The sequence below is a fragment of the Vagococcus vulneris genome, assembly GCF_003950515.1.
Taxonomy (GTDB): domain Bacteria; phylum Bacillota; class Bacilli; order Lactobacillales; family Vagococcaceae; genus Vagococcus; species Vagococcus vulneris.
The window spans coordinates 47,788-73,488 of the sequence record NZ_NGJS01000002.1; the positions used below are offsets into that span (position 1 = coordinate 47,788).

The 25,701-nt window shown below is 34.2% G+C and carries 30 protein-coding genes; 5 read left to right on the forward strand and 25 right to left on the reverse strand.

Annotated features, from left to right (window positions below; translation table 11 throughout):
* Window positions 1-90: 90 nt before the first annotated feature.
* The gene (locus tag CBF37_RS01790) at window positions 91-852 is read left to right on the forward strand and encodes a MerR family transcriptional regulator (protein WP_165866600.1); all 762 of its coding nucleotides are present in this window, start codon (window positions 91-93) and stop codon (window positions 850-852) included.
* Window positions 853-871: 19 nt separating this feature from the next.
* Here the strand turns inward: CBF37_RS01790 and CBF37_RS01795 are convergent, their stop codons facing one another.
* From CBF37_RS01795 to CBF37_RS01825, 8 genes are all read right to left on the reverse strand, one after another.
* Window positions 872-1,843 carry a LacI family DNA-binding transcriptional regulator gene (locus tag CBF37_RS01795; RefSeq protein ID WP_125983011.1) on the reverse strand — a complete coding sequence of 324 codons (972 nt, stop codon included), beginning with the start codon at window positions 1,841-1,843 and terminating at the stop codon, window positions 872-874.
* A gap of 137 nt (window positions 1,844-1,980) precedes the next feature.
* A complete protein-coding gene (locus CBF37_RS01800; protein WP_125983012.1) occupies window positions 1,981-2,493 on the reverse strand; it encodes a QueT transporter family protein in 513 nt (170 codons plus the stop codon).
* Between the two features lie 137 nt (window positions 2,494-2,630).
* Complete coding sequence (locus CBF37_RS01805) at window positions 2,631-3,398, reverse strand: 3-oxoacyl-ACP reductase (RefSeq protein WP_125983013.1); 768 nt, start codon at window positions 3,396-3,398, stop codon at window positions 2,631-2,633.
* On the reverse strand, window positions 3,398-3,619 hold the full coding sequence (locus tag CBF37_RS01810; RefSeq protein WP_125983014.1) for a DUF2829 domain-containing protein: 222 nt from the start codon (window positions 3,617-3,619) through the stop codon (window positions 3,398-3,400). The genes CBF37_RS01805 and CBF37_RS01810 overlap by 1 nt, the downstream gene beginning before the upstream one ends.
* 48 nt (window positions 3,620-3,667) lie before the next feature.
* The gene (locus CBF37_RS11575) at window positions 3,668-3,844 is read right to left on the reverse strand and encodes a hypothetical protein (protein ID WP_165866601.1); all 177 of its coding nucleotides are present in this window, start codon (window positions 3,842-3,844) and stop codon (window positions 3,668-3,670) included.
* Window positions 3,845-3,946: 102 nt separating this feature from the next.
* Complete coding sequence (locus tag CBF37_RS01815) at window positions 3,947-4,579, reverse strand: YfbR-like 5'-deoxynucleotidase (protein WP_125983015.1); 633 nt, start codon at window positions 4,577-4,579, stop codon at window positions 3,947-3,949.
* Between the two features lie 73 nt (window positions 4,580-4,652).
* Window positions 4,653-5,423 (reverse strand): hypothetical protein, encoded by a 771-nt coding sequence (locus tag CBF37_RS01820; RefSeq protein WP_125983016.1) that lies wholly within the window; start codon window positions 5,421-5,423, stop codon window positions 4,653-4,655.
* 72 nt (window positions 5,424-5,495) lie between these two features.
* Window positions 5,496-7,661 carry an amidase family protein gene (locus CBF37_RS01825; protein WP_125983017.1) on the reverse strand — a complete coding sequence of 722 codons (2,166 nt, stop codon included), beginning with the start codon at window positions 7,659-7,661 and terminating at the stop codon, window positions 5,496-5,498.
* Between the two features lie 231 nt (window positions 7,662-7,892).
* On the opposite strand from CBF37_RS01825, the gene CBF37_RS01830 reads away from it, so the two are divergent.
* Complete coding sequence (locus CBF37_RS01830; protein ID WP_125983018.1) at window positions 7,893-8,270, forward strand: PH domain-containing protein; 378 nt, start codon at window positions 7,893-7,895, stop codon at window positions 8,268-8,270.
* Window positions 8,271-8,326: 56 nt separating this feature from the next.
* Here CBF37_RS01830 and ccpA read toward each other — a convergent pair whose 3' ends face one another.
* The 3 genes from ccpA to CBF37_RS01845 all read right to left on the reverse strand — a co-directional run bounded on the left by ccpA (window position 8,327) and on the right by CBF37_RS01845 (window position 10,443).
* The gene (ccpA, locus tag CBF37_RS01835) at window positions 8,327-9,328 is read right to left on the reverse strand and encodes a catabolite control protein A (RefSeq protein WP_125983019.1); all 1,002 of its coding nucleotides are present in this window, start codon (window positions 9,326-9,328) and stop codon (window positions 8,327-8,329) included.
* 231 nt (window positions 9,329-9,559) lie between these two features.
* Complete coding sequence (locus CBF37_RS01840) at window positions 9,560-9,988, reverse strand: YtxH domain-containing protein (RefSeq protein ID WP_125983020.1); 429 nt, start codon at window positions 9,986-9,988, stop codon at window positions 9,560-9,562.
* Between the two features lie 29 nt (window positions 9,989-10,017).
* Complete coding sequence (locus tag CBF37_RS01845) at window positions 10,018-10,443, reverse strand: DUF948 domain-containing protein (protein ID WP_125983021.1); 426 nt, start codon at window positions 10,441-10,443, stop codon at window positions 10,018-10,020.
* Window positions 10,444-10,587: 144 nt separating this feature from the next.
* Here CBF37_RS01845 and CBF37_RS01850 point away from each other — a divergent pair, with 144 nt between their 5' ends.
* Window positions 10,588-11,487, forward strand: a complete 900-nt coding sequence (locus tag CBF37_RS01850) for a mechanosensitive ion channel family protein (protein WP_125983022.1) — start codon at window positions 10,588-10,590, stop codon at window positions 11,485-11,487.
* Window positions 11,488-11,533: 46 nt separating this feature from the next.
* On the opposite strand, the gene cbpB is transcribed toward CBF37_RS01850, so the two are convergent.
* The 12 genes from cbpB to CBF37_RS01910 form a co-directional block, all read right to left on the reverse strand.
* Entirely contained in the window at window positions 11,534-12,019 is a 486-nt protein-coding gene (gene cbpB, locus CBF37_RS01855; protein ID WP_125983023.1) for a cyclic-di-AMP-binding protein CbpB, read from the reverse strand.
* Between the two features lie 35 nt (window positions 12,020-12,054).
* The gene (locus CBF37_RS01860; protein ID WP_125983024.1) at window positions 12,055-12,564 is read right to left on the reverse strand and encodes a metallophosphoesterase; all 510 of its coding nucleotides are present in this window, start codon (window positions 12,562-12,564) and stop codon (window positions 12,055-12,057) included.
* A 13-nt stretch (window positions 12,565-12,577) separates the two neighbouring features.
* Complete coding sequence (gene rph / locus CBF37_RS01865) at window positions 12,578-13,927, reverse strand: ribonuclease PH (protein ID WP_125983025.1); 1,350 nt, start codon at window positions 13,925-13,927, stop codon at window positions 12,578-12,580.
* 15 nt (window positions 13,928-13,942) lie between these two features.
* Window positions 13,943-14,749: a glutamate racemase gene (gene racE, locus CBF37_RS01870; RefSeq protein WP_125983026.1), complete on the reverse strand. Its 807-nt coding sequence runs from the start codon at window positions 14,747-14,749 to the stop codon at window positions 13,943-13,945.
* Between the two features lie 47 nt (window positions 14,750-14,796).
* The gene (gene tsaD / locus CBF37_RS01875) at window positions 14,797-15,801 is read right to left on the reverse strand and encodes a tRNA (adenosine(37)-N6)-threonylcarbamoyltransferase complex transferase subunit TsaD (protein WP_125983244.1); all 1,005 of its coding nucleotides are present in this window, start codon (window positions 15,799-15,801) and stop codon (window positions 14,797-14,799) included.
* A gap of 47 nt (window positions 15,802-15,848) precedes the next feature.
* On the reverse strand, window positions 15,849-16,307 hold the full coding sequence (gene rimI, locus CBF37_RS01880; RefSeq protein WP_165866602.1) for a ribosomal protein S18-alanine N-acetyltransferase: 459 nt from the start codon (window positions 16,305-16,307) through the stop codon (window positions 15,849-15,851).
* Window positions 16,291-16,857, reverse strand: coding sequence for a ribosomal protein S18-alanine N-acetyltransferase (rimI, locus tag CBF37_RS01885; protein WP_125983028.1), 567 nt, complete (start codon window positions 16,855-16,857; stop codon window positions 16,291-16,293). Before rimI (CBF37_RS01885) ends, rimI (CBF37_RS01880) begins: the two co-directional genes overlap by 17 nt.
* The gene (gene tsaB, locus CBF37_RS01890; RefSeq protein ID WP_125983029.1) at window positions 16,820-17,539 is read right to left on the reverse strand and encodes a tRNA (adenosine(37)-N6)-threonylcarbamoyltransferase complex dimerization subunit type 1 TsaB; all 720 of its coding nucleotides are present in this window, start codon (window positions 17,537-17,539) and stop codon (window positions 16,820-16,822) included. The genes rimI (CBF37_RS01885) and tsaB overlap by 38 nt, the downstream gene beginning before the upstream one ends.
* A 122-nt stretch (window positions 17,540-17,661) precedes the next feature.
* The gene (locus CBF37_RS01895) at window positions 17,662-17,928 is read right to left on the reverse strand and encodes a SemiSWEET family transporter (RefSeq protein WP_125983030.1); all 267 of its coding nucleotides are present in this window, start codon (window positions 17,926-17,928) and stop codon (window positions 17,662-17,664) included.
* Window positions 17,929-18,328: 400 nt separating this feature from the next.
* Window positions 18,329-18,763 carry a GNAT family N-acetyltransferase gene (locus CBF37_RS01900; protein WP_125983031.1) on the reverse strand — a complete coding sequence of 145 codons (435 nt, stop codon included), beginning with the start codon at window positions 18,761-18,763 and terminating at the stop codon, window positions 18,329-18,331.
* 517 nt (window positions 18,764-19,280) lie between these two features.
* Entirely contained in the window at window positions 19,281-19,559 is a 279-nt protein-coding gene (locus CBF37_RS11940; protein WP_125983245.1) for a DNA alkylation repair protein, read from the reverse strand.
* 60 nt (window positions 19,560-19,619) lie between these two features.
* Complete coding sequence (locus tag CBF37_RS01910) at window positions 19,620-20,030, reverse strand: hypothetical protein (protein ID WP_125983032.1); 411 nt, start codon at window positions 20,028-20,030, stop codon at window positions 19,620-19,622.
* Between the two features lie 661 nt (window positions 20,031-20,691).
* Here CBF37_RS01910 and CBF37_RS01915 point away from each other — a divergent pair.
* Window positions 20,692-22,218, forward strand: a complete 1,527-nt coding sequence (locus CBF37_RS01915; protein ID WP_125983033.1) for an ABC-F family ATP-binding cassette domain-containing protein — start codon at window positions 20,692-20,694, stop codon at window positions 22,216-22,218.
* Between the two features lie 43 nt (window positions 22,219-22,261).
* Here CBF37_RS01915 and CBF37_RS01920 read toward each other — a convergent pair whose 3' ends face one another.
* Window positions 22,262-23,560: a hemolysin family protein gene (locus tag CBF37_RS01920; RefSeq protein WP_125983246.1), complete on the reverse strand. Its 1,299-nt coding sequence runs from the start codon at window positions 23,558-23,560 to the stop codon at window positions 22,262-22,264.
* Between the two features lie 21 nt (window positions 23,561-23,581).
* Window positions 23,582-24,781: a hypothetical protein gene (locus tag CBF37_RS01925; RefSeq protein ID WP_125983034.1), complete on the reverse strand. Its 1,200-nt coding sequence runs from the start codon at window positions 24,779-24,781 to the stop codon at window positions 23,582-23,584.
* Between the two features lie 245 nt (window positions 24,782-25,026).
* On the opposite strand from CBF37_RS01925, the gene CBF37_RS01930 reads away from it, so the two are divergent.
* Complete coding sequence (locus CBF37_RS01930; protein WP_125983035.1) at window positions 25,027-25,662, forward strand: NAD(P)H-binding protein; 636 nt, start codon at window positions 25,027-25,029, stop codon at window positions 25,660-25,662.
* Window positions 25,663-25,701 lie beyond the last annotated feature (39 nt).

The following is a 25,701-nucleotide window of genomic DNA, read 5'->3' on the forward strand; positions in this document are numbered from 1 at the left end:
GTATCGCTTCTATAAAAATAATTTTGTATAATGCTATTGACCTTAACCTTACGTTATACTTTAAATTGATTAGTGGAAGGAGGAAATCAATTGTATTCAATTAGTCAACTTGCAGATTTAACCGGTGTCTCACCGCGAACATTGAGATATTATGATCAAATTAACTTACTTAAACCGACTAAACTGAGCGAAAAAGGTTATCGTCTTTATACTGATAAAGACATCAATCGACTGCAGCAGATTTTATTTTTTAAAACATTTGATTTTAGTCTCAAACACATTAAAAAGCTTATGACACTGGACGAACAGCAGATTATTGTAGAATTGACACACCAGCACCAATTGCTGACTCAGGAACTGGCAGAATTAACTGATTTAACACATTTACTAGACAAAAGTATCAAAAACTATAAAGGAGAAATAACTATGACAACTAGTGAGAAATTTGAACATTTAATTAATGAAAAGATTAAAGAGAACGAAGAACGCTATGGGTTCGAAATTCGTGAATTATATGACGAGCAGACAATTTCAAACTCAAATGCGAAATGGCAGAATTTGAATCAAGACGATTACAACGCCATGATTAGCTATGAAAAAGAGATTATCACGGGTTTAAATTTTATTTTAGAAAGTAAACAAATCAATTTACCAAATTTACAGGCAGAAAAAATATTTAATGCACATAAAGCTTGGCTTCAGATAACTGCACCTTACTATTCTATTGAGTATCATCGGTATTTAGCTGATTTGTATGTAGCAGATGAACGCTTCGCCAACTATTATAATGAAAAAACAATTGACGAATCAGCAGAAATTCTACAAGAAATTATCCTGTTTTATACAAAATAAAAAAGTTGGTTAAGGTATTTTATCCTTGACCAACTTTTTCATTATTACGAGTACTGCCGCGAACAACTAATTCGGGAACGAATAATTGATTTCCTTGCGGAGCACCGTGTTGTTTTATTTTATTAAGCAGCATATCGGCACATGCAGCACCCATATCAATAACAGGTTGTTTAATAGTCGTCAATTTTGGATAAGCTATTTGATCCAAAAAGACACCATCAAAACCAATGACTCCATAATCATTAGGAAGTACCATATTTTTTTTTTGCAGTCCCCGTTCAATGCCAATAGCCAACCGATCAGAGCTGCAGACAAATGCCGTATTCTTCGAAAAGCGGCCAATCTCGTCTTTAATAAATTGATAACTAAAACTTGAACGATTTTTAAAGCGATAAATTTCAGGTACTTTTTTATATTTCTGCACTGTATTTATATAACCGGCCTCACGGGAATATTCAAAAGGTTCTTTAACGTCGATACCAATGTAAACAATCCGATTGTATCCTGAATTAATGGCATGCTCTGTTGCAATCTCTGTTCCTTTAGAATTATCGGTATCAATATAATCATAACCATAGCGATTCTCACCGAACAAGACATACGGCTTTTCTAAGCGTTCAATCCATTCGTAGTCCGATTCACGCATACCAGTAATAATATATCCATCGCTCTGACCTAAATCAAAACTATTTTCCATGACTAGCTGGAGCGAATATTGGTGCTTATCCAATTCTTTCGAAATTCCCATTAACAGATTCATATAATATGGTTCTGTTGTATCTATCTCTTCTAAAATAAAAAATTTAATAATTTGTGTTTTATTATTTGCTAGTGCCTTTGCTGCAACATTCGGCTTATAATTCAAATCTTTCATAGCCTGAAATACTAGGTTTTTCAATTCATCAGTTACTTTTTCAGGATGATTTATGACACGCGACACAGTCATTTTTGACACATTTGCTTTTCTTGCAACATCTGATAAAGTTGGCATAGCGCTCCCCCAATTATACATTTTCATCTAATTTACTAATTGTTATTATACATTATTTCTATTTTTTTTCTACCTTTGACTTTTTATTAGAGACCAGAAAAAAGCAGTGAAATATTGATAATTTCACTGCTTTCTATTTATTTTGTTAAGTCAATTTTTTTCCCAATCCAATAAATAATAATTCCGCCAATTGTCATTGAGATCAACTCGCCAACGGCTATAATTAACCAATTGACAAAAAAAGGAACTTTATAAAAAAATGTCAGCTGCCCAGCAACCGTAAACATTGAAAATGAAAAAAGTAAAGCTGTAACAACCATTTTTAGTTTTAAGTTTTTAATATTTTTTGTTATGTAATAATTAACAGTCAAAACTATCAGTGTACACATACTGCCGATGACAACATCTATAATACCTAACGGTGAAAAAACATTAGCCATGGCAACACCTAAAGTTACTGCAAAAATATATTTTTTATTGTATAGCGATAGATAATTAAACATTTCTGATAATCTAACCTGTACAGCCCCAAAGCTGATAACTGATAAGCAAACTGTTATTGCGACGTACACCCCTGCAACAAGTGCAACTTTAGTTGTATCTGCAGTAGTCCAAGAAACTTTTCCTTGTTTTCTTTTTTTATATTCCATTTATCTTCTCCTTTACAGATTCTTTTTAATCTGCTCTATAACTATGACCAAAGGATGGGAAAATTTTCCAACTGAAGTGTCATAGTGCGTTAACCCATTGTTATATATCATACACATTATTCTATGTAATTTCAAATCTATTTCAGCAACCAGCCGCCATCTATGGGTACAATATTTCCTTGTAAATATTTAGCTTTTTGACTCGCTAAAAACATGGTCAAATCAGCAACCTCTTCGGGTTCCGCCCACCGTTTACAAGGTGTTTCGTCAGCTACCCATTTTGCCATTTCAGCATCGCCAGTAAAATCAGCAGCATTCATAGGTGTTTTAATTGCACCCGGTGCAATTCCGACAACGTGAATACCATTTGCAGCATAGTCTAAAGCCAACTGTTTTGTTAGACCTACGACACCATGTTTAGCCATTGTATAAGCAACCCCGCCGCCACCGGCTGCTAATCCAGCAATTGATGTCATGTTGATAATTGTACCGTCTTTTTCTTTTAACATTTCAGGTAAAATTAATCGAATAAGACGATAGTAACTTTTTAAATTTGTTTCATATACTTTATCCCAAAGCGATTCATCCGTTTCCATTAATGGTCGATAGCTATCTAAAATCCCAGCCGTATTCAAAAGAATATCAATTCTTGGCGATACTTTCAAACTGTCTGCTACCCACTTTTCTAAATCTTTTTGTTCGGTAACATCGCCGATAAAAAAAGTAAATAAATCAGGAAAGTTATCTTTTAATTCCTTTAATCCCCGGGATTGTCGATCAATCCCGAAAACAAATGCTCCTTGTTTTAAAAAGGCTTCGGCTTGTGCTTTACCGATACCAGAAGCTGCTCCAGAGACGAGTACTGTCTTACCGTGATACTCTGAATATCTAATCGTGTCTCTCATTAGTCGACGAGCTCCCAATCATTCGCTAAAATATCACATACAGTAGGAGCAAAGCTAGAGAAACCTTCATCGCTCGTCTTTATTAAGAGATAATCAGTCACCGGACAACCATCATACTGTTCACCTGTTACCAGTGTCACATACAGTTCGAAACCGCCCCACCCTTTACGGATAATCTTTTTCCCTTTTTTCAATTCTGGTAAAATTGCTTCAAATGTCATTTTATTACCTCGTTCCCAAAAATTATCAAACTTAATTAAAAATAGTACTTAGCCACTTTTTTTACGATTCTTCTTATCCATGAAATAAATGTGAATCAGCATTAAGCACGTCAAAATAATAAAAAATGTGATACTTAATGTTAGACTATCTATTTTTGCGATATTATAGCCGATAGCAAAGAATAAGAAAATTAACAGTAAAAAATATTCCATCTGTCTAAACATCTTTTCCTCCTTAATAGTTATTTTCTTTAACTTAATGAGTGACTGAAGAATTTAACCGAATAAAAGCCACGGATAGCTTAGCAAATGAAAATAACCATATTTTTATTCACCGATGACATGCATCACTTGCTTAATAAACGCTTCACGTCCATAAAAATCTCGATTAACTAACTCAGGATAGATGTTATTAAAGAAATATGGTACGCAATATAAGTCATCAAAAGATTTAATTGTTTTTACCGACTCGATAAACATATCTTTATATACTGGTTCTGGATTATTCTTTACGATTTCCTCGAAAGATTCATATAACAAGTCAACTTTGTCTGCAACTGCTAGAATTTTTCCTTCAATTGATAAATCCTTCCCCTCATCAAGACGACGACGGTATATTTTTTGAAACTCTTCCGGTATTTCTTCACGGATAAATTGATCTGTCATTTTTTCTTCAACCGTTTGAAGCATGCCCCTTAATTCACGGTTTGCATACTTTACAGGTGTTTTAATATCACCAATAAAACGTTCTGTATAGTCATGGTTTAAAGATTTTTCATACAAAACTTTCCAATTAATTTCGACATCATTATACTCCTCAATGTCTCCTAAAACTTGAGCAATTGATGCTACGCGATAAGAGTGAGCTGCAACAGTATGTTCCGTAAATTTAAAAAATCCTGGTGCTCGTGTAATTTTTTCTAAACTGCTTAATCCTAAAATAAATTCGTTTAATCCCATAACATCATCCTCCTATGTTTTTTTACTATCTTACCATGAAACCTTAAAAACGCAACACTAACAGATAAAACAATTAGTTCAATCGACCTAATAATCGCTGATATTCCTCAATCGCATCTTTGTCCTCAGATTGCTTGAACGCCACTTCATTTATTTGACTACGCTTGATTGTGCCATCTTCATCAGCTTCGTAAAAACCAGTGGTTAATGACGAATCGCTGTCCAGTTCATATATATTGCCATTATCAACTAAAATATACTTAATAATTGGTTTGTCTGTTCGTGCAACACCACTGAAACCTTCAGCAAATGAACTACCTTTTATTTCATCAGTCATACCCAACACACCATCTTTTGAATAATAAAACGTTACACCTCCCACAATATGTAACGGAAAACCATCATATCCTGGATGATCAAATGTTTGCGCCATTGCGAGACCATCTGGTGTTACAGCAAACCAATCTCCCACTCCGGCCGCACCATGGTCGAAAAACTCTTTCGATACAGCCATGCCTCCTATTTTTGCTCTGCCGCCGGCCCATTGATAAAATGCATCTGAAATGTCTTGACGAATACTCAGTGTATACTGAGTTTTGGGTAATGATAGACTGACTTTCGCTTGATTATCTAATTTCGTATTTAATGATGCTGTCTTATTAGTCTCTGAATTAACAGTCTCAGTTGTTAGCTGATTTACTTTTTTAAGAGACGTTGAGGTTGTTACAACACTTGACGATTGATTTTGATAATTTTCAGAATGACCTGTTTCTTTTACTTCTTTTGTGCTGCATCCGCTTAACAAAAGAATCATACTAGTATATAATACCGCTATTTTTTTCAATAAAAAACCTCCTTAATAGTTGATGTATAAGATAATTATACCCAAATATTAAAGAGATTTCATGTCGGCAACTTAAAATTTTCGTTTTATCCCATAAATTGCAGCACCAACTAATGGCAACCCAACAAATAAATAACTAATAACTGGAAGTTTTTCGTTTGTTTTAGGCAGAATGCGGTTGTCTGATTTTACATTAGGTGATGATTTTTCTGAAGTATTTCTCATCTTTGTATTTGTTGTCTCTTCTTTTTCAGAGGATGATGAGTTTATACTTTGATTTGCTGCATTTCGATCATATTTTTCAGACTTTTCATCATCATCTGTGCTAATCTGATGATGTGCAGACGTACTTGTTTCCTCGTTGATTGTTTTAGTAGTTCCTAAATTTGCATCCGAGTTTATTTTACCATCCATTGACGATACAACGGGCGACTCAGAATTATTTGCCGAATCATTTGACTCTGTCGTTGTGCCAGTTGATTTCGTGTTCATTTTATCAGATGTTTCAGGTATCTGTGTAGACAAGCTTGATTCTGATATTTCGGCATTAGTTATATCAGTTGTCGTAATCGACGGTCGAGTAATTGAAGAAATAGTCGTATCGGTTGGTTTTGTTGTCTCTGTTTCATCGACTGTTAATTGCTTAAATTTTCCATGTTCTTCAAATAATGATCCCATTTTAATTAATAGTGAATCCGATCCGACAGCGCCGTTTATTTGAATACCTAAAGGCAACCCTCTATCAGATACATATGTTGGCAAACTTATTGCTGGTTCGCCTGTTAAATTGGCGAGTTGTGTAAATGGTGTCAACGTTAAGGCTGGTAGCCATTGATCATAGATTAATTTCAGGCGCTCTTCTTTTGTTGGCAAGTTCTCAATTTCAGCCATCTGTGACCGCAGCTCTGGTGTCAACAAATCATCATCTACAACTGGTGCAGTCGCAGCTGTTGTTGGTGATAAGATCAGTGGATATGTTTGATGTAATTCAGCCATCTTTTTAGCTGCATCAGCACTAAATTCCCAAGCCTTTGCTACATCTTCTTTAGGTATCAATTTACTTGTATGGTACAGTGCCCATGTTAGAATATCGACATCATCAATTTCAAGCGGGCGTTTTTCAAGACGACTTAATTGATAAGCAGCCATTCCTGCTGATCCCGCTCCAATTGTATAATAACTTTCCATCAATTTCTTACCATCAACCGGCATTTTTACTTCTGATACTTCAAATCCTTGCTCTTTTAAAAACTCAACAGCTTCCAAAACTGCAGTTTTTGCATCAGCACTAACTGGTGTACCGACAGGAGACTCAAGTGTATACCCGATTTTTTTACCCGCAGTATCGTCAGATAGTTCGACTGCATTTGGATTTTTTAAAGCTTCAAAAAGTTTCGAAGTATCTAACATATTTTTAGTTAAAGGAAAGTGAACAACTTGATTTTTTGCTGATGTTCCCGAGCCTTTTATCATACCACGTGATGGTTTTAATCCAACGATGCCGTTCCACGATGCTGGTATTCTGATTGAACCACCCGCATCACTGCCGGAAGCGACAGGGGTCATTCCAGAAGCAACAGCTGCACCTGAACCTCCGGATGAACCACCTGCTTGAAAGGCTGGATTCCAAGGGCTTCCGGTATTACCGTATAATTTTGAATCAGTTATATTTTTAAAGCCTAACTCTGGATAATTTGTTTGACCAATGACGATGAAACCAAGTTCTTTTAGTACCCGCGTCACACTTCCATCACTTCTAGCCATTTCATGCTGCGCAAATTTGAAACCGTTAGAATTAGACATTCCCGCAACAGTATGTCCCAACCCTTTCATTAAAATCGGTACACCTAAAAATGGTTGACCCGAATCTTGCAGTTCCTTTGCTTCTTTCAAAGCCTGTTCTTTCCTAGTAGAAATAACAGCATTCAATTTCGGATTTTCCTGTTTAATCTGTAAAAAGGCTAATCTAACCAATTCTTCACTTGTTACTTCCTTTGAACGAACTTTTTCGGCTAAATCATTTGCACTTAATTTACTATAGTCGCTTAAAGATAAATGCTGTACTGCTGTACCCCTATCACTTAATTCACCAGTATCAGATATTTCTGACGAAAGTGTCATTTGTGTTTCGGATGAAGATATCGTCGAATCCGATGCAACGACCGGTCCCGTTATCCCTAAACCCGTTATCAAAGTCAGAAATAGATAGATTGTTGTTCTAAAACGTTGTTTCTTCATATAATTAGCTCCTTTATTTTTATACCGGCTATATCATATGATAGAAAATGATTAAGGAGTGGGGAATCGCTAATTTATTCTAAAAAATATATCAATCAATTTTTGAACATCCCGTTATTATAGCTTTGTCTATTAAGTCACAAAATAAAAAAAACAAAATCGTTTACATTAAAGATGTCTTTCAATAAAAATTAAGATATACTGACTATATATTACGAATGGAGGTCTCTTATGGGATTATTTGATGGATTGTTAGGAAATGGGACTGAAATTAATCACGATGAAGTAAAAAAGACACTAAATGGTGTCTTATTACCAAACGAACCTATTGATTTAGCGTACAAACTAGTACGTGATTTAATTGTGTTTACAGATAAACGCTTGATTATTGTGGATAAACAAAGTCTTTCAGGAAAAAAGGTATCTTACAAGACAATTCCTTTTAAAAGTATTTCACGCTTCAGTGTAGAAACTGCGGGACATTTTGATTTAGATGCTGAACTTCATATTTTTATCTCAAGTGCTGAAATTCCCACGGAAACATTGCAATTCAAAAAAGATAAAAGTATCACTGATATTCAACAAGCTTTAGCGATTGCAATTTTATAAAATCAAAATAAAAAGAACTGTGCTTGAATTTAATCAATCATAGTTCTTCTTACTTTTTATTTTGTTGAACCACGTTTTACCAAACCATAAGGTAAGATTATTGATTTTTCTTCAATATCTTCTTTATTCATCAACTTAGTCAACAGACGCATTGATACAGCACCAATATCATATAATGGTTGTGTAATACTTGTGACACTCGGTCTAGCCATATCAGTGTATAACGAATTATTGCTTGTAATAATTTCAAAATTATCGGGAACTTTAACCCCAGAATCAGTTAAACTATTTAATAAACCTACTGACAATTCATCATCAGCCGCAACAGCAGCTGTTGCACCGCTATTTAAAACTCGATCTTTTAAAGCCAAACCAGCCTTATAGCTGTAATCTGATTCAAACACTAAACCTTCAGTAAAAGTAATGTTATTTTCAGTTAGCGCCTCTTTGTAACCGTTCAACCGGCTTACTCCATTAATTGGATCCAACAATGAGCCTGAAATGAATGCTACTTTTTTGTTTCCAGAAGCAATCAGTGCATTGGTTGCATCTTTCATTGCTTCACGATAATCAATATTTACTGAACCTACTTGATTGTCTGGATCAATAGACCCCGCTAAAACAACTGGTGTTTTAGAACGCGAAAATTCGCCACGTACTTCTTCTGTCAAATGATGTCCCATAAAAATAACACCATCAACTTGTTTAGCTAATAATGTATTCAGTACATTAATTTCTTTTTTGTCATCACCGTCAGAGTTAGCTAAAATAATGTTGTATTTGTACATTGTTGCGACATCGTCAATCCCTCTTGCTAATGAAGCAAAATATGCATTTGATACGTCAGGTATAATTACACCGACTGTTGTAGTTCGCTTGCTTGCTAAGCCTCTAGCTACCGCATTTGGCCGATAATCCAAACGATCAATAACCTCTAATACTTTTTTTCGTGTCGCTGGTTTTACGTTAGGGTTGCCATTCACAACGCGAGAAACAGTCGCCATCGATACGGCTGCTTCACGGGCAACATCATAAATCGTAATTGTTTGTTTTTCCATGATGTTTCTCCTTCTAATTATCATAATTCACAAGAATAACAAATACTTATTCAAGATGCCTGATACTGCCTTGATAATAGCAAATGTTTTATCCTAATGCAAGCGTTTTAATTGATTTTCATGAAAATTTTTATTCGTTTTCAACTATTTTTATAATAACGATTATTTAATGAAAATAATAATCAACATAAAAAAAGCTGAGACTTTGTTCTCAGCTACTTTATTTATTGATTATTTTGTTACAACAATGTCTGACAATTCATCAGACACATCATCTGTACGTAGTAGAATAACTTCTTCTGTTTCAGATATTGGAGTCACTTCAAAATAGTCTTCGTCATCTTGAATTTCCATCGCAGCAAAAGTCATCTCATCATTATCTGCCGTTTCCTTAAACTGGTTAAACGCTTCCTTAGATGTTAATTTTGCTTGATCGACACGCTGGCTAATCGTTTCACCTAACCATGAGTATTCGCCAGCCATATTTTTAGCGATATCTAAATATTCTGTTGCTCGACCATCAGATATGTCATCCAGTTGTATTATCATATCTTTTCGTAATTTTTTCCCAGATTTTGGTGCAAATAATAGTGCCGCACTAGCTGCTGCAGCCCCTCCAATTAAAGCACCTACTAAAAAACTACTAGAATTTTTTCCCATGTCGTACTTCCTCTCATTTGATTCTAAATTTATTTTTTCTTAAAGAGGCTAGAAGCTGTTTGAGCTGCTTTACCTACTAATGTCGCTGTTGCTGCTGTCTTACTTGCTTGACCAACTTTACCTAACAATTCCTTACTTGATTCATTCAACTCACTGACGCTTTCACCTAGGTCACCGATGGCTACAAATAACGGGTCAATAACTTCCACTTTATTAGTCACATCTGATAAAAGCTCATTACTCGTCGCAAGCAGATTTTCTGTTTGTTTTAATAAAATATTTGTATCTGATGAGAGGACCTGTATTGTTTTATTTGATTCATCCAAAATTGTATTCACTTTACTTGTAGTCTGATTAATTGTTTTATTCAACTGCATTAAAAAGAACACAACAACTACAACTAACACGACAAATGCTAGCGCTGCAATAATCGCGGCGATTTCCGTTCCTGACATAACACTAACCTCCACTTATTAAAATAGTACCAATTTCAGAATAACATTATCTAAAACATTTCTCAACACATAAATAAATGATACAATAAAATACACAAAGTGATTTTAAATATCTATCAAAAGCATTGAAAGGTGGTATTCTCAATGAAGACTTCAACAACTGAAACACAATCTGAAATTATCAAACAGACAGAAAAGAGTCTCAACTTCTTTCAAAAATTCTGGCAAAATTTAGACTGGGATAAAATTCTAGCTTTTATAATTAATAAGGGTATTTTAATTATTCTTGTATTAATATTATTAGCACTTTGCCGAAAACTATTGTTGAAAATTATGAATAACTCTATTAAAAAATATAGAAAAAAGCAAAAATATGAAGCTGCTCGCTTAGATACATTACAAGCTGTTTCAAAAAATCTGATTCAGTACTTGCTATTCTTTTTAGGTATTTACTCGGTTCTTACTATTCTTGGTGTCCCTGTTGGGTCTCTTGTTGCTGGTGCTGGGATTGCTGGGGTAGCCATTGGTCTTGGTGCACAAGGATTTATAAATGATGTAATTACCGGTTTTTTTATTATTTACGAACGCCAGATAGAAGTTGGTGACCATGTCATTATCAATTCGCTTGAAGGTACCGTTTATCAAGTGGGTTTGAGAACAACACAAGTTAAAAGTTTTAATGGTACATTAAATTATATACCCAACCGTCAGATTTTAGTTATTTCAAACCTTTCACGTGGTGATCAGCAGGTTTTAATTAATTTAAGAATCAAGCCAAACGATGATATTGAAAAAATCAAAAGCCTTATTAAAGAAGTTAATGACAAAATTGAAGGAGATATTTCTTCTTTGAAAAGCGACATTATCATCAACGGCTTGATAACACTAGAGAATGGTGATTTTGCCATCCAAGTTATAACATATGCAACGGCTGGCACACAGTTTAAAGTTAAAACTGAATTGATGACAGCCTACATTGAAAAATTAACCGAAAATGGAATAAAGATTCCTGATGCACCAATTAAATTAACAGTCAAACCATAAAAAAACAGCCCTTTAAAGGGCTGTTTTTTTAAATAAGAATTAACTTTCAATCTATTTCTTCAATCAATTGCTTTTTTATTACAGTATACCTTGTATCGAGTACGTGCACTAAATGATTAACTGATTTTAAAATCTCTTTTCGTGTGACAATCCCTTTGAACACCATATTATCATCAACAACATGTACATAATTTCCATCCACTAGATAATTCAATATCTTTTCAATATCATAAGGTTCTTTCACATGTTTAATTTTAGTATCCATGACATCGCTAATCTTAATATGACTCAATCTATCAGGATCAATTTTTTGTGTATCAAACATAGCATCCACCACTTTTGACAATGCAATAGAGCCAACCAATTGATCATTTTTATTTAGCACAGGTATACGGCTATATCCAATTTTGGTTAAGACCAAAAGCGCATGCTCCAAACTATTGTTTTCTAAAAGGGTTGCTACATTATCTGCATCAATCAGGAAGTGCTCCTCGTTTTCCAATAATAATTCATTTGCTGCATGACTTATCATTTATAATTCTCCACCTTTATTCAGTAAACATTTTCTTAAAGTTTTACTTGCAGTTCAGGAATCAATTCATGCTGACGATTATAGAATGACACCTTTTTTTTATCTGCTTCATCTTCTATAATAGCATATGTTTTCAAATGACTGTATCGTCCTCTAGGCTGAGAAATACTTCCTGGATTAACAAACACCATATCATCTGCTAATTCTGCAGCTAATTTGTGTGTATGACCATATAATACAATATCAGCGTGTTCTTCCTGAGCGGCATAACTTAATGCCATCATACCAGTATTAACACCATATAGATGTCCGTGTGTCATAAAAATCCTAACACCGTCTAAATCAACTGTCTGTGTCTTTCTGTATTTTGGATCATAATCACAGTTTCCCTTAACTACAACGTAATCACGCCAAAGGCTATCAGAAGCCTCTAATTCAGAATCGCCACAATGAAAAAAGCCGTCAACTTTATTTTGCCAATGTGCCAAAATATCAACTAAAACATCACGATCTCCATGATTATCGCTTACCGCTAAAATTTTCATACAAACCTCCTATTTATTGATTAAGCCAATTATCTAAATGCTTAGACAACTCTTCAATTGCTTGAGCACGGTGGCTTATTTTATTTTTAACAGCTTCTGGCAGTTCCGCCATTTGTTTCTCATACTCAGGTACATAAAATAATGGATCGTACCCGAATCCATTCTCGCCTCTAGGTATCGTACTGATATATCCTGGTATCTCACCAGAAACGACTAAACTTTCTCTGTCAGGAGCAGCCAATACTAGAGTACAATGAAATTGTGCTGTTCGTTTATCCATAGGTATGTCAGTTAATTCATGTAGTAATTTTGCATTATTTGCTGCGTCGCGCTTATCTTCTCCAGCATATCTTGCTGAATAAACACCAGGTTGACCATGCAACGCATCAACTTTTAGTCCTGAATCGTCGGCCAGCACAAGACAATTTAATCGCTCGGCGATTGTTTCTGCCTTTAATCGTGCATTTTCTTCAAATGTTTTTCCAGTTTCCTCAACATCTGGTATTTCTGGGTAATCCAATAAGGTTTTCACGGTATATCCTTTATCATTAAAAATAGCATTAAACTCTTTTGCTTTTCCTGCATTTCTAGTTGCAATAAGAATTTCTTTAACAGGCTGTGATACAGAATTTATTGATATGTTACTTTTATTCAGTACTTTTTCTTGTTCTTTTATTAATTGTGCGATACCCTTCTCAGCTAAGTCAAGCAGCTCGTTCATATCTTGACGGCTGAATGTCGCTTCTTCCCCAGTTCCTTGGATTTCTACTAATCGTTGAGACGAGGTCATCACAACGTTCATATCAACTTGCGCTGCACTGTCTTCTTCGTAGTTCAAATCCAAAACTTTTGTGCCGTCCGCTAGAATTCCGACACTAATAGCTGCCACAGATTCTCTGATAGGATTATCCTTTAACTCACCAGATTTAAGCAGGGTATCAATCGCTAGCCTAAGTGCCACATAAGCACCTGTGATACTAGCTGTCCGTGTACCACCATCAGCCTGAATCACGTCACAGTCAACTACAATAGACCGTTCACCCAATTTTTTTAAATCAACTACAGCTCGCAAACTCCTGCCAATCAGGCGTTGGATTTCCATTGTTCTTCCAGTCAACTTTCCCTTACTACTTTCGCGACGATTTCTAGTATTTGTCGCACGCGGCAACATACTATACTCTGCAGTCACCCAACCCGAACCAGTTTCTCTTAAAAACGGCGGAACTCTTTCTTCAATTGATGCTGTCACAATAACTTTTGTTTGCCCAAAACTAACTAAAACAGATCCTTCAGGGTGAATCAAATAATTTATTTCAAATGTTACCGGTCTTAATTCTTCTGCCATTCGGTTGTATTGTCTCATTATTAATTTGCTCCTTTATTTAAAAATTACTCGTTCAGAATTAATTTTTGTCAATCCTAGCCAATCTTTTGATATATCATCAAACATCGCTTTGGACCCCGTCATAAAAAATTTATGCTTTTTACTTTTTCCCAGCGGTGCTGCCGAAATATCATAATAGTCTAAAAGCATGCTCACTTCACTAACTGTTTCAACTCCCGAATCAACCAGAGTCACATTATCACCCATGCTTTTTTGGATAAATGACTTTAATAAAGGATAGTGCGTACAAGCTAATATCAATGTATCAATCGTCTGATTCTTTAAAGGTACAAGTGTTTCGTTAACTACACGTTCAGCAATTTCTGATTGATATTGTTTACTTTCAACAATCGGCACAAATTTTGGACAAGCCAACTCTGTGACTCGTGCTTGCGAAATTTTATCATGAATTGCCTGTGTATAAGATTGAGAAGTCACTGTACCGACAGTGCCAATTACTCCAATATGTTTTGTTCTTGTAACTTTAACACTAGCTCTAGCTCCTGGTTTAATCACACCGACAACTGGGATTTTCAACTTTTCTTTGATTTCATTTAAAACGATAGCAGTGGCAGTATTACAAGCAAAAACAATCATTTTAACATCTTTTTCTAGTAAGAATTGAACCATATCCCAAGTGTACTCTTTAATTTGTTCAATCGGTCGTGGACCATAAGGACACCTTGCAGTATCGCCAATATAACATACTGTTTCATTAGGCAATTGACGCAGAGCTTCTTTAACCACAGTCAACCCTCCTACACCTGAGTCCAAAAAACCGATGGGGCGATTATTAATCATTAAATAGCCTCCATTTCTTTATCCATCTTTTCTACTGACCTGCGTCTCTATAAAGAGAGACCTGGCTTAGCATTTAAATCTAAACCGGAAAAATGACCTTTTTTCGCTTCAATAAAGCCCGCTGCTCCAATCATTGCCGCGTTGTCACCGCATAAATTCAGTGGTGGTACAGTTACTTTAACTTGTGGCAGATCATCTGCCATCACACTTTTAATTTTTTCTCGTAAACCCTGATTCGCAGCAACTCCACCAGCAATTATTAACTGATTTACTCGGTAGTCTTTACATGCCCGTACGGTTTTTGTCGTTAGCACATCCACAACACTATGTTGAAAACTTGCAGCTAAATCAACTGGAATTAATTCTTCACCTCGTTGCTCTGCATTATGAACTAAATTAATAAAAGCACTCTTCAATCCGCTAAAACTAAAATCAAAGTTATCTTCTTTCATCATCGCACGAGGAAAATGGTAAGTATCTGCACCAAGATGAGCCATCTCATCTATTTCTTTACCACTAGGATAACTTAATCCCATAACTCTGCCCACTTTGTCATAAGCTTCGCCCGCCGCGTCATCTCTCGTTTCGCCAATAATTTCGTAATGTCCATGTTCTTTCATATACACTAATTCTGTATGACCACCGCTAACTAATAAAGCCATTAAAGGAAAGGTCATTTCCTCAACGAATCGAGCTGCATAAATATGACCCGCCATGTGATTAACAGGGATCAATGGCAGATTATTAGCCCAAGCAAATGTTTTTGCTGCAGTAATACCGATTAATAAAGCCCCAACAAGTCCTGGTCCATAGGTTACTGCCACACCATCTAAGTCGGAAACATCGACATCTGCTGACTCGAGTGCTTCTTCCATACAGCCGATAATTTGTTCAACATGGTGACGGCTGGCAACCTCGGGAACAACTCCGCCAAACCGCTTATGACTTTCTATTTGTGAAGCAACAATATTTGATAAAATCGTCACGCCATCTTTAATAACCGCGACACTTGTCTCGTCGCAACTGCTTTCAATTGCTAAAATCAAGTGCATGTGCTGTCCGTTTGTTAATAATTCTTTCACTGTATTTTTCACTCTTCCTATAAAGATATTGCCATTAAGATTGCTGACTCTGTCGGAAAATGATAGTACTTTTTACGTGTACCGATTCTTTCAAACCCGAGTGTCTCATAAAAAGACCGTGCAATTTGATTAGACTCTCTAACCTCTAAAAAACATTTATGACAACCTTCTGTTCTCAATAATTTTTTCATTTCATACCAAATTCTTTTTCCTGTATTTTTTCCTTGTTGTTCCGGGCTAACAGCAATGGCTAATAGTTCAGCCTCATCTAGCACAACCTGAATCGTACAATACGCTAAAGTATTTTGACTTTGGTCATCACAGATAATCAATGTTCGATTATTAGAATTTGCCAGTGCATCGGCAAACTGCTGCTCAGTCCAAGGCGAGCCAAAATCAAATGCTGCTTGACTCAATTTGTACAGTGTAACAGTCAATTCATTAGTCACACTAGTTGGCTCAATCAATTGATACATCGTCATCACCTCGCAAATAATAAATCATGTCCAAGGCATCTTCTCCAGATCGCTTATAATAAGCCTTTTTTAGCCCCCTGACAGTGAAGCCGAAACGTTCGTAAAGAGCAATCGCTGGCAGATTTTCTTTGCTGACTTCCAGTGTCATCTCTCGACACCCTCTTCTGATAGAATAATCTACCGCATATGTCATTAACTGGCCCCCATACCCTTTGCCTTGATATTCGGTTAAGATAGATAAATTTGTTATGTGTGCATTAATCCCTTGAATTCGAATACCGATAAAACCGACAATTTTTTTACCAATCAAATAATTAAAATAAATTGACTTACTTCCAGGTGTTAATTCCATGATAAAAATTGAATAGCTCCATGGTGATTTGCCGTAGATATCTTTGAGTATATTTTGAAGAGCTCCAATATCTGACAAAGCTGTTTTGTCTATCGTATGCTCTGGATGACTGAAGTTAATTGATGACAGTGCGTCCGTAATAAAAGGGTGCTTAAAAAAATTAAACCCGTTTAACATAATCCGTGCTTCCAATTTCATGCGTTTCCAACCATTTTTCCTCTGCTTCCACACGTTTTAAGTAATCTGGTACAAATGATTCAATATCAGACACTAAGTCGCTTTCAGTAACTACATTCATTAATGCACGGGGTATTAAAGGTTCATTAATGATAGTTGCTTCAGGATATGCTTCAAGGATACTTTTGCGAAATGTCTCAGTATCTTCCCCGACAAAAATTAAAGGCAAATTATAATTATTTAATTCATTGATTAATCCATCAATCGAACAATGTTTGTCAGGAATAACACTGTTTAAATGACCTAATTCATACCGATATCCGCCTGCATAAACATTATTGCGTCTGGCATCCATCAAGGGGATAATCAATGCTTCTTTAGCTAATTGCTGATTTACACCTTTGGCTAGAATTTTTAGACTAGACACTGCATATAATGGAATACCTAAAGTCCAGGCTAATGTCTTGCCTGTCGTTACGGCAATCCTCAAACCTGTATATGATCCTGGACCCTTAGCAACAACTACTTTTTTTAAATCCTTGGGAAGCAATTTTGCTTCTTGCATCACAAAATCTATCGCAGGCATCAAAGTTACGCTATGATTTTTCTGTTCAGCTGAAACATGTTCTCCCACTAACCGACCTTTACTCGATAAGACAATTCCCATCGATTTGTTCGACGTATCTATTCCTAAAACTGCCACTTAACATCGTCCTTTATCAATTTTATGTTCCTATTGTAGCATAAACAAGCAAAAAAAAGATAAGAGAAAACGTAAAAGCACGCCCCCCTCATCTGATATGTTATTATGTAAATAATATTTAATTAATGCAGTGCTGTAAAAAATGTAATGGCTCCTAAGATAATTCCAGGAACATTAGCAAAAATAATCGGCCAATCTCTTTCATGTTTAAAGAAACCGTACACTGTCCAAAAAATACAATTAATCATCGCAACTAAGGGTTGAACCGGATTGCCATAATTTCCATTTAAATTATTTAAAATTTGAGGAATATACGAAACATACATCAAAATGGACATGATGGATGCAGCTCTTCCTAGCACTTGAATCCCATGACTTTCATCTTTCATAAAAAACACATCTCCTTTATTTTATGATTTATCATATCACAAAATAGTAATTTATTACTTTTTTAAAATTATATTCACTTTTCACCAATTTTCTAGGCTTTCTAAATTAAGACTCAGGTAAAAACATCTGAAAGTTATAGCTGCCAATTATAACAATGGAGTTTTACCTACTAGATATTCAAAAAATACTAAGTGCTTAAAATATCAAAATAACGAATATAAAAATACTAAAGAAAATCCAGCAGAATCAGGTGTTATACCATATGATAAAAAACAATAAATTAAAAGAGCGAAAGGCATGAATACAATATTGATGTGATCAACTTTTCAGACAAAGAATACGTAATAAAAAATTAGCTTTTGGATAATAAAATAAAAAGCACTCATTCGAGTTGCTTTTTCACACTACATTCCACTTCATGATTAATTCAACTTCATTTGTATCACCATCAAGAGATTGATTTACTATTCTAAAACCATGATTTAAATAAAACTGAGTTGCTTTTTCATTTTTTTCATAAACTGATAAAACCATTGTAGTTAAATTTTGTTTAGCTACTTCCAATAATTGACTTCCGATACCAAAATTTTGATATTTTTCTAAAATAAAAATACCTGCTATATAGTTTTCTTGTAATCCTATAAATCCTCTGATTGATTCATCATCTAAATAAACATAAACATCAGCTTTAGGCAATTCCTCCTTAACGTAGTCCACATTTTCTTTCCAATACTCTTTCGGAATAAAATTATGACTAGATATATTTGTGACTAACCATATTTTTACTATTTCATCCAATTGTTCAGCTGTTAAATCTGTTAATTTTTTTATCATATCATTTCTCTTTCCTGTTATTTTAATTTGTATTTTATATAATTAAACATTATACCAAGTAAAAAGGGCTTCAAACCTTATCTGAGGCCTTTTAATAATTATTAAGGTAATTTGGCTTAATTCGTTAAAATCATTCATAGTTACCATAGGTCAGATATGTTGAGCTTTTAATTATTTAGAAATTATTTATCCATCTTAAATTTTGAAGAAATTAATCTACTTCTACTAGGTACTTTAATCAAAGTAATTAGTTCTTTTAAAGCATTTTTGCCAACTCAAATATATGCTTTATTAGAGTGACTTTTAAACTGTTCAGCAACTTCAATGCTTTTTTTATTGGAAAATTCGTTTATTTTTCCTGATTCTCTTAATGCCCAAGAAGCAGATTTCTTTATGATAAGATCATCAGTTATTTTCGACTCATGTATTAGGCTTAAGTGTTTTTCTATTTCAATATTTGATAAATCTTTGTGAACTGATGTAGAGGCTACTTAAGTATTATCGCTAGTTATCCAATTTAATATAAAATCCTCATAATCTTTTTTTTAATAATGACATGTTTACAATACATATCACATAGATCCCACGAATGCACAAGATCCATGTATTTTTCAATTTGCTCTTTTGAATAGTCATTAGAGTTCATAAGTAAAACAGCTATAATCTTACATTCATTGTATTCTGAGTTCCCTAAGTCCTGAATCAATTGTTCGTCATCACCACACTTTTTAGCAATTTTTCTTAATTTTTTAGTTGGTACACCTATTATGTCTTTTTCAGGTACTCCTAATCTTATAGTGTTTTTTTATAATCACTTGAAGCTATAGAGTTTAAATGATTAATGATTTCTAAGATACTAATCATGACTGAGTTTTCTTTCTAAATCCTGCATATATTCTTTTTGAATTCTTTTTAAGTTCATTACGAGAAAAGAAAGAGCCCAAATGAAAGGATTTTTAATATTAAGCTCTTCTGAAAAGATTAATTTAGTTTTCTGTGTATCTAGTTTTATAAAAATACCTGTCCATGTTCCTATAAAAAATTTGTTTTCCATATCAAAACAATACTTTTTACAGAACTCTTTATCTGTAATTACAAAGGTTGTTTGTCCTCCGCTTTTAAAATGTTCGATAAATTTTTGTTCATTTATTTTCTCTATCTTAGATAGGTCACTCCTCCAATCACAATCATCAAGATTAGTAACTGTTTCCCAAACCTTTTTTATATTACTACCCATTTCCCATTCAATTTTAGATACTCGTTTCATACTTATTCTCCTCTCGCAATAATTAAATTATATCAATTAGTTAATATTTTAACAAAATCAGCTTACATATACCGTTATTATACCAATTTTTTCTTAAGTACTGTGACTAGATAAAAGAAGCGATTTTTATAAACTTAATAATAATAATTGACCTAGAGATAGCTGCTCTAATTTTTATAGACGTAATAACATTCCATTTGTTAAAAGAAAAGGGAACAAGTTTAGTTAGTGAATTTGATATTATTACTGAAAAAAATATGACAAAAAAACTAGTTTAGGTATGAGAAACTTTTTATTAACTTGGGGGGACTAATCATATTATTAGGTTAGATTTTTTTAATTCATTCATGAGGATTTTGTAATAAGAACTATGATAATATTTTACATAATTAAATAATCTCTTTAACTATATTAGACAATGAAAAAAGAACATGATACACTTTACACAGCGAAGGAAGGTTGTTTCCATGTTTCTTAAAAACTATTTAAAATTTATTAGAAATACACCTCTTGACATAATTAAATGATGAAGCAATGTTAAAGAGGATTACGATAAAAAGTTTCATCAAAATAGGTTATTTAGTATACCTATTTTTGGTGATTTCGTAAAACTGTAGACGACATCGTGCTACAGTTTTTTTGTGCGAAAGAAAGGATACTTATGTTAAATTTAACAAATATTACACAACAATTTGGTGATAAAGTACTATATGAAGATTTAAATCTGCAAATTAATAAAGGTGAACACGTTGGTTTAATTGGACAAAACGGTGCAGGAAAATCGACTTTAATTAAAATTATTATTGGTGATCTTTTGCCTGATGAAGGGCGTGTTGAATTTCCAAAAAATCATCATTTAGGTTATCTTGATCAATACATCGAAGTTGATGAAACACTGACTATCTACGAATTTTTAAAAACTGCATTCAATAAAGACTTGCTTAAAGAACAAAAAATCGCCTCTTATTACGAAGATTATGAACAGACCTATGATGATAGCTTGTTAGAAAAGGCTGGAAATCTACAGACACAACTCGATCAGGGAAATTTCTACCAAATGGATACATTAATTCAAGAAATGGCTTCAGGGCTTGGTATTGATATTTTAGGATTAGATACCCATTTAAAAAATTTAAGCGGCGGCCAACGTTCAAAAGTTATCTTGGCAAAATTATTACTTGAAAATCCTGATACACTAATTTTAGATGAACCGACTAACCATCTTGATGATACGCATATTAAGTGGCTAACTGATTTTCTTAATGAGTTTCCGGGAACTTTTTTAGTTATTTCGCATGATCGTGCATTTTTAAACGATATTACAACACATATTGCTGATATCGAATTTGGAAAATTAACTAAGTACAAAGGAAATCTCACTAAGGCGCTTAAACAAAAAGAAACAAACCGTGATGCTTATTTAAGACAGTATGAATCTCAAAAGAAACATATTGAAAAAACAGAGGCTTATATTCGAAAGTACAAAGCGGGGTCTCGATCAACAATGGCAAAAAGCCGTGAAAAACAATTGGATAAAATCGATCGCTTGACTCCACCTAACGAAGCAGCCAAACCTAATTTTACTTTTCGATATAACCCGATTATCACTACACTTGCTTTATCAACAGATAATTTAGTTATCGGCTATGCACAACCGCTGTTACAACAGCCAATTAACTTAACTATCCGGTACGGCGAAAAAATTGCTATTCGTGGATTTAACGGTGTTGGAAAATCAACACTTATCAAAACCTTGATTAGTGAAATCCCAGCATTATCCGGTGAATTTCACTTTCCAGCCAATACAAAAATTAATTATTTCTCACAAGACTTAGAATGGGAATTTCCTCTTGAAACACCCATTCAATACTTAAGTAATCTATTTCCAACAGCGACAAATAAAGAATTGAGAAAACACTTATCTCGGTCAGGTTTGGTTAACCAACTGGCTCAAGAACAGCTTCAGATGCTAAGCGGTGGAGAACAAACTAAAGTTAAACTGGCTGAAATGACTATGAGAGAAGGAAATCTATTGATTTTAGATGAACCGACTAATCATATTGACCAGCAGACCAAAGAAAGTCTCCAAAAAAGTTTAGCTGACTACCCAGGAACTGTTATTGTCGTCTCACATGAACAAGATTTCTACGAAGGTTTTGTCGATCGTATTATCGATATCGATGGTTAGCAGTTAACAAAAAGAGACGGGGTCAATTTTCTCCGTCTCTTTTTTATTTATTTCTTATATCAACTACTTTAAACGAATCAACAACTGATTCATTACTCATTTCTAACACCGTGTATAAAACATCATCGATAGACACGGTGAATCCTTCAACAACCTCATGACCATAGCGACTTGTAAAATACCCGCTTAACGTCACGTTTCCATGAGGATCCTCTAAATTAGGCAATTTTAACAGATGAGTAAAGTCATCTAATTCAATGCCGCCTTCAACAATGTAGTGATTACTGCCTAAAGCACGGATTAAAGGTATCTCCATATCGACCTCGTCTTGAATATCACCGACTAACTCTTCTACTATATCTTCGATGGTTACAATACCTGCAGTTCCTCCATATTCGTCCACGACTATGGCTAAATGTTTGTGTTGTACTTGCATCATCTTTAACACAATTTTAATTGGTGAATTTTCCATAACAAAAATTGGTTTTTCAACAAAAGTCTCGACATGTGCATCAGCATTAATATATGCTTCCTTTACCATACTTGATAATGTGACATATCCGATTACTGTATCTTTTGACTGACGAATAACTGGAAAACGACTATAACCCGTTTCGACCATTTGACCTATTGTCTCTGAAACAGATGTGCCTTCTTCAACGACATGCATTTCCAATCGATTCGTCATTATTTCTTTTACTTGACGTTCATCAAAATCAAAAATTCGAGATAGATATTGGTACTCTTCTTTATTAATTTCGCCTTTACGAAAGCTATCCTTAGCAACTTGAAGCAATTCCTCTTCTGAGAGTGTTTCATTGGCCTCACCTACCATATGAATACCAAATAACTTTCCGATACTATTTGCTGATTTATTTAACAATGCTATAAATGGTGCAGTACATTTGTAAAATATATGCAAGGGTCTCGCAGTAGCCAATGTGACTTTTTCAGGTGCAACAATACTGTATGATTTTGGTAGGAGCTCACCAACAACAACCTCAATAAAAGTAATGATAATATATGCCAAAATAATTGAAATTGTTAGTGACAGTGCCCTACTGATTGGTAAAGCACCGATTAAAGGTTCTAGAATTGAACTGACAGTTGTTTCACCTATCCCCCCAATAATCAATGTTGTCAATGTGATCCCTAGCTGACAAGCACTTAAATAATCATCTAAATGATGCACCATATGTCTTGCTAGTTTTGCATTTTTTACACCTTCTTCTTCTAAAGATTCAAGCTTCGTTCCTCGAACCTTTACCAAAGCAAATTCAGCTGCAACAAAAATCGCCGTCACCCAAATCATTAAGGCAATTAAAATAAGTTTCAAAAAAATCATAATATATTCCTTCTTTTTCTAGTCTGTATGTCCATCCACGCGATGAAGCAACTCGGTTAGTAACTGCTTTTGCTCTTGTTTCGAATAATCCGCTAATAAGTCATTAATTGCTTGCAATGATTTTTTCTTCTTAATCTGTTGCTTCATTTCACGTTCATCTTTAATAATGATAGAATCAACAGCATCTTTACTTTGATGATACGGTATTAATCCTTCCCTGATAAATGGATGAATCTGACTTAAAAACAAATAATTATAACCAGTTGCAGATATGACTTCCAGCATTTGCTCATAAATACTCGGTTGAATCCATTTCCCTACACCACGATTTGCAAAAGTTAACAGTTCTTTCTTAAAAGCATGTATTGTTTTATCGTCAGCTAATAGAAATATTTCATGCAATTGTTGAAAATAACTGTCAGGCATTTTTGGTTTCTCACGATACTTTTTCATTCGCTGCTGAATTTGCTTAGCCCAAACTGACGTATAAGAAAATAAAATATCTTGCTCTATATTTTGTGTCAGTCGCGATTTAAAAACCTCAAAGTGTGTCTCTGTCAAAAATTCTTGTCTGTGTTGATTTGGTTGTTGATTCAAGCGATTAATTTCTTGTTCCAATAATCGATAATCATTTTCATACACAGGCAATTCAGCTTGTTCGAAATCAGCTATTCTTTTAGTAAACAGTTGATTAATCGGCAAAGAAACTTTAGCAAACTGGTTTAAAAATAATAGATACTGATAATCCTGCCATAACTTTTTAGGGAAAAAATTATTTTGGCGCTTCAACCATAAAATTTCATCTAATGCCACATCAACATTATTAATTTTTTTTACGATTTCCGCTGCAACATGGTGCGGTATATTTAAATGATCACGAAAATGCTGACTCCCTAGATAAATTGCCTGCCCGTTCTTTTTAGATTTAATGACGTATTGATATTTTAATCGTCTACCGCACTGACAATAAAGTTCCTTATTATGTTTATTAGGATATTTATCATCTATGCGTATATCTACAAATTCCCAGTCTGATGCAGCTAAATAGCTATTTTTAATGAAAGCTGACCGAACTAAAAATTTTCTATGTTCATCTAAAACTGTCCTTTGCTGCTTATTTAACTTGGAGTATACCTCCCAACGCTCTTTAACAGTCATCGGTCTAAAGTTTTCAACCCCATAAGCTTTTACCTGTCTTTTACTATTAAACTGCTTCACTATTATCGACAACCCCTTGTACATTATAATAATATCATGTATAAATAAATATTTACAAAGCATAAAATTATTTTATGTCACTCTGAACATTCTTTCATTTTGTATTATAACAAAATAAAAATATTTTTTTATCATTAAATCAACAATATAAATCCTAACAGCCGATGAGAAAGAATAATTGCTTAAATTTTTTAACAGGTTTAGACTAAAAATGTAGTCAAAATGAATAGAAAGAAGAGAGTAACATGAAAAATGTATTAATTTTAGGCGCCGGTGGTCAAATTGCTAAGTTGGTGACAGCTGATCTCTTATCTAAGGACATCTTTCAAACACTATTTCTAAGACACCCCTCCAAAGTATCTATCCAAAACCAAGACAAACAAAAAATTATAAAAGGCGATGCAACCAGCCAAAAACAATTAGAAAGCGCTCTAAAGGATATAGATGTAGTCTATGCTAACTTAGCAGGGGATATAGTTGCTGAAGCCAAAAGTGTCGTCGAAGCTATGGAAACAAAACATGTCAAACGTTTAATCTGGGTTTCGACATTAGGGATTTATGATGAAGTTCCTGGTAATTTTGGTAAATGGAATCATCAACAGCTTGATGGCGGTTATCTAGAAAACTACACAAAGGCTGCAAGTATCATTGAAAATTCTGGATTGGATTACACCATTATCCGTCCTGCATGGTTAGATAACAAAAATGAAATAAACTACGAACTCACAATAAAAGGAGATGCATTTAAAGGAACTGAGGTCTCAAGGAAAAGTGTTGCCTCACTCATCTCATCAATTATTATCGCACCCGAAAAATATATTAAACAATCATTAGGTGTCAATAAACCTGGAACTTCCGGTGATAAACCCGCATGGTATTAGTGAGTGATAAGTAGCTTCATTTGTGTTTCTTTAATTTTT

Bases quoted from the DNA above. Each gene is read 5' to 3' on its own strand.
- CBF37_RS01795 (WP_125983011.1), bottom strand. From the start codon at position 1,843: ATGCCAACTTTATCAGATGTTGCAAGAAAAGCAAATGTGTCAAAAATG.
- CBF37_RS01800 (WP_125983012.1), bottom strand. From the start codon at position 2,493: ATGGAATATAAAAAAAGAAAACAAGGAAAAGTTTCTTGGACTACTGCA.
- CBF37_RS01805 (WP_125983013.1), bottom strand. From the start codon at position 3,398: ATGAGAGACACGATTAGATATTCAGAGTATCACGGTAAGACAGTACTC.
- CBF37_RS01810 (WP_125983014.1), bottom strand. From the start codon at position 3,619: ATGACATTTGAAGCAATTTTACCAGAATTGAAAAAAGGGAAAAAGATT.
- CBF37_RS11575 (WP_165866601.1), bottom strand. From the start codon at position 3,844: ATGTTTAGACAGATGGAATATTTTTTACTGTTAATTTTCTTATTCTTT.
- CBF37_RS01815 (WP_125983015.1), bottom strand. From the start codon at position 4,579: ATGGGATTAAACGAATTTATTTTAGGATTAAGCAGTTTAGAAAAAATT.
- CBF37_RS01825 (WP_125983017.1), bottom strand. From the start codon at position 7,661: ATGAAGAAACAACGTTTTAGAACAACAATCTATCTATTTCTGACTTTG.
- CBF37_RS01830 (WP_125983018.1), top strand. From the start codon at position 7,893: ATGGGATTATTTGATGGATTGTTAGGAAATGGGACTGAAATTAATCAC.
- ccpA (WP_125983019.1), bottom strand. From the start codon at position 9,328: ATGGAAAAACAAACAATTACGATTTATGATGTTGCCCGTGAAGCAGCC.
- CBF37_RS01840 (WP_125983020.1), bottom strand. From the start codon at position 9,988: ATGGGAAAAAATTCTAGTAGTTTTTTAGTAGGTGCTTTAATTGGAGGG.
- CBF37_RS01845 (WP_125983021.1), bottom strand. From the start codon at position 10,443: ATGTCAGGAACGGAAATCGCCGCGATTATTGCAGCGCTAGCATTTGTC.
- CBF37_RS01850 (WP_125983022.1), top strand. From the start codon at position 10,588: ATGAAGACTTCAACAACTGAAACACAATCTGAAATTATCAAACAGACA.
- cbpB (WP_125983023.1), bottom strand. From the start codon at position 12,019: ATGATAAGTCATGCAGCAAATGAATTATTATTGGAAAACGAGGAGCAC.
- CBF37_RS01860 (WP_125983024.1), bottom strand. From the start codon at position 12,564: ATGAAAATTTTAGCGGTAAGCGATAATCATGGAGATCGTGATGTTTTA.
- rph (WP_125983025.1), bottom strand. From the start codon at position 13,927: ATGAGACAATACAACCGAATGGCAGAAGAATTAAGACCGGTAACATTT.
- racE (WP_125983026.1), bottom strand. From the start codon at position 14,749: ATGATTAATAATCGCCCCATCGGTTTTTTGGACTCAGGTGTAGGAGGG.
- tsaD (WP_125983244.1), bottom strand. From the start codon at position 15,801: ATGCACTTGATTTTAGCAATTGAAAGCAGTTGCGACGAGACAAGTGTC.
- rimI (WP_165866602.1), bottom strand. From the start codon at position 16,307: ATGTATCAATTGATTGAGCCAACTAGTGTGACTAATGAATTGACTGTT.
- rimI (WP_125983028.1), bottom strand. From the start codon at position 16,857: ATGAAATTGGAAGCACGGATTATGTTAAACGGGTTTAATTTTTTTAAG.
- CBF37_RS01895 (WP_125983030.1), bottom strand. From the start codon at position 17,928: ATGAAAGATGAAAGTCATGGGATTCAAGTGCTAGGAAGAGCTGCATCC.
- CBF37_RS01900 (WP_125983031.1), bottom strand. From the start codon at position 18,763: ATGATAAAAAAATTAACAGATTTAACAGCTGAACAATTGGATGAAATA.
- CBF37_RS01910 (WP_125983032.1), bottom strand. From the start codon at position 20,030: ATGAAACGAGTATCTAAAATTGAATGGGAAATGGGTAGTAATATAAAA.
- CBF37_RS01915 (WP_125983033.1), top strand. From the start codon at position 20,692: ATGTTAAATTTAACAAATATTACACAACAATTTGGTGATAAAGTACTA.
- CBF37_RS01930 (WP_125983035.1), top strand. From the start codon at position 25,027: ATGAAAAATGTATTAATTTTAGGCGCCGGTGGTCAAATTGCTAAGTTG.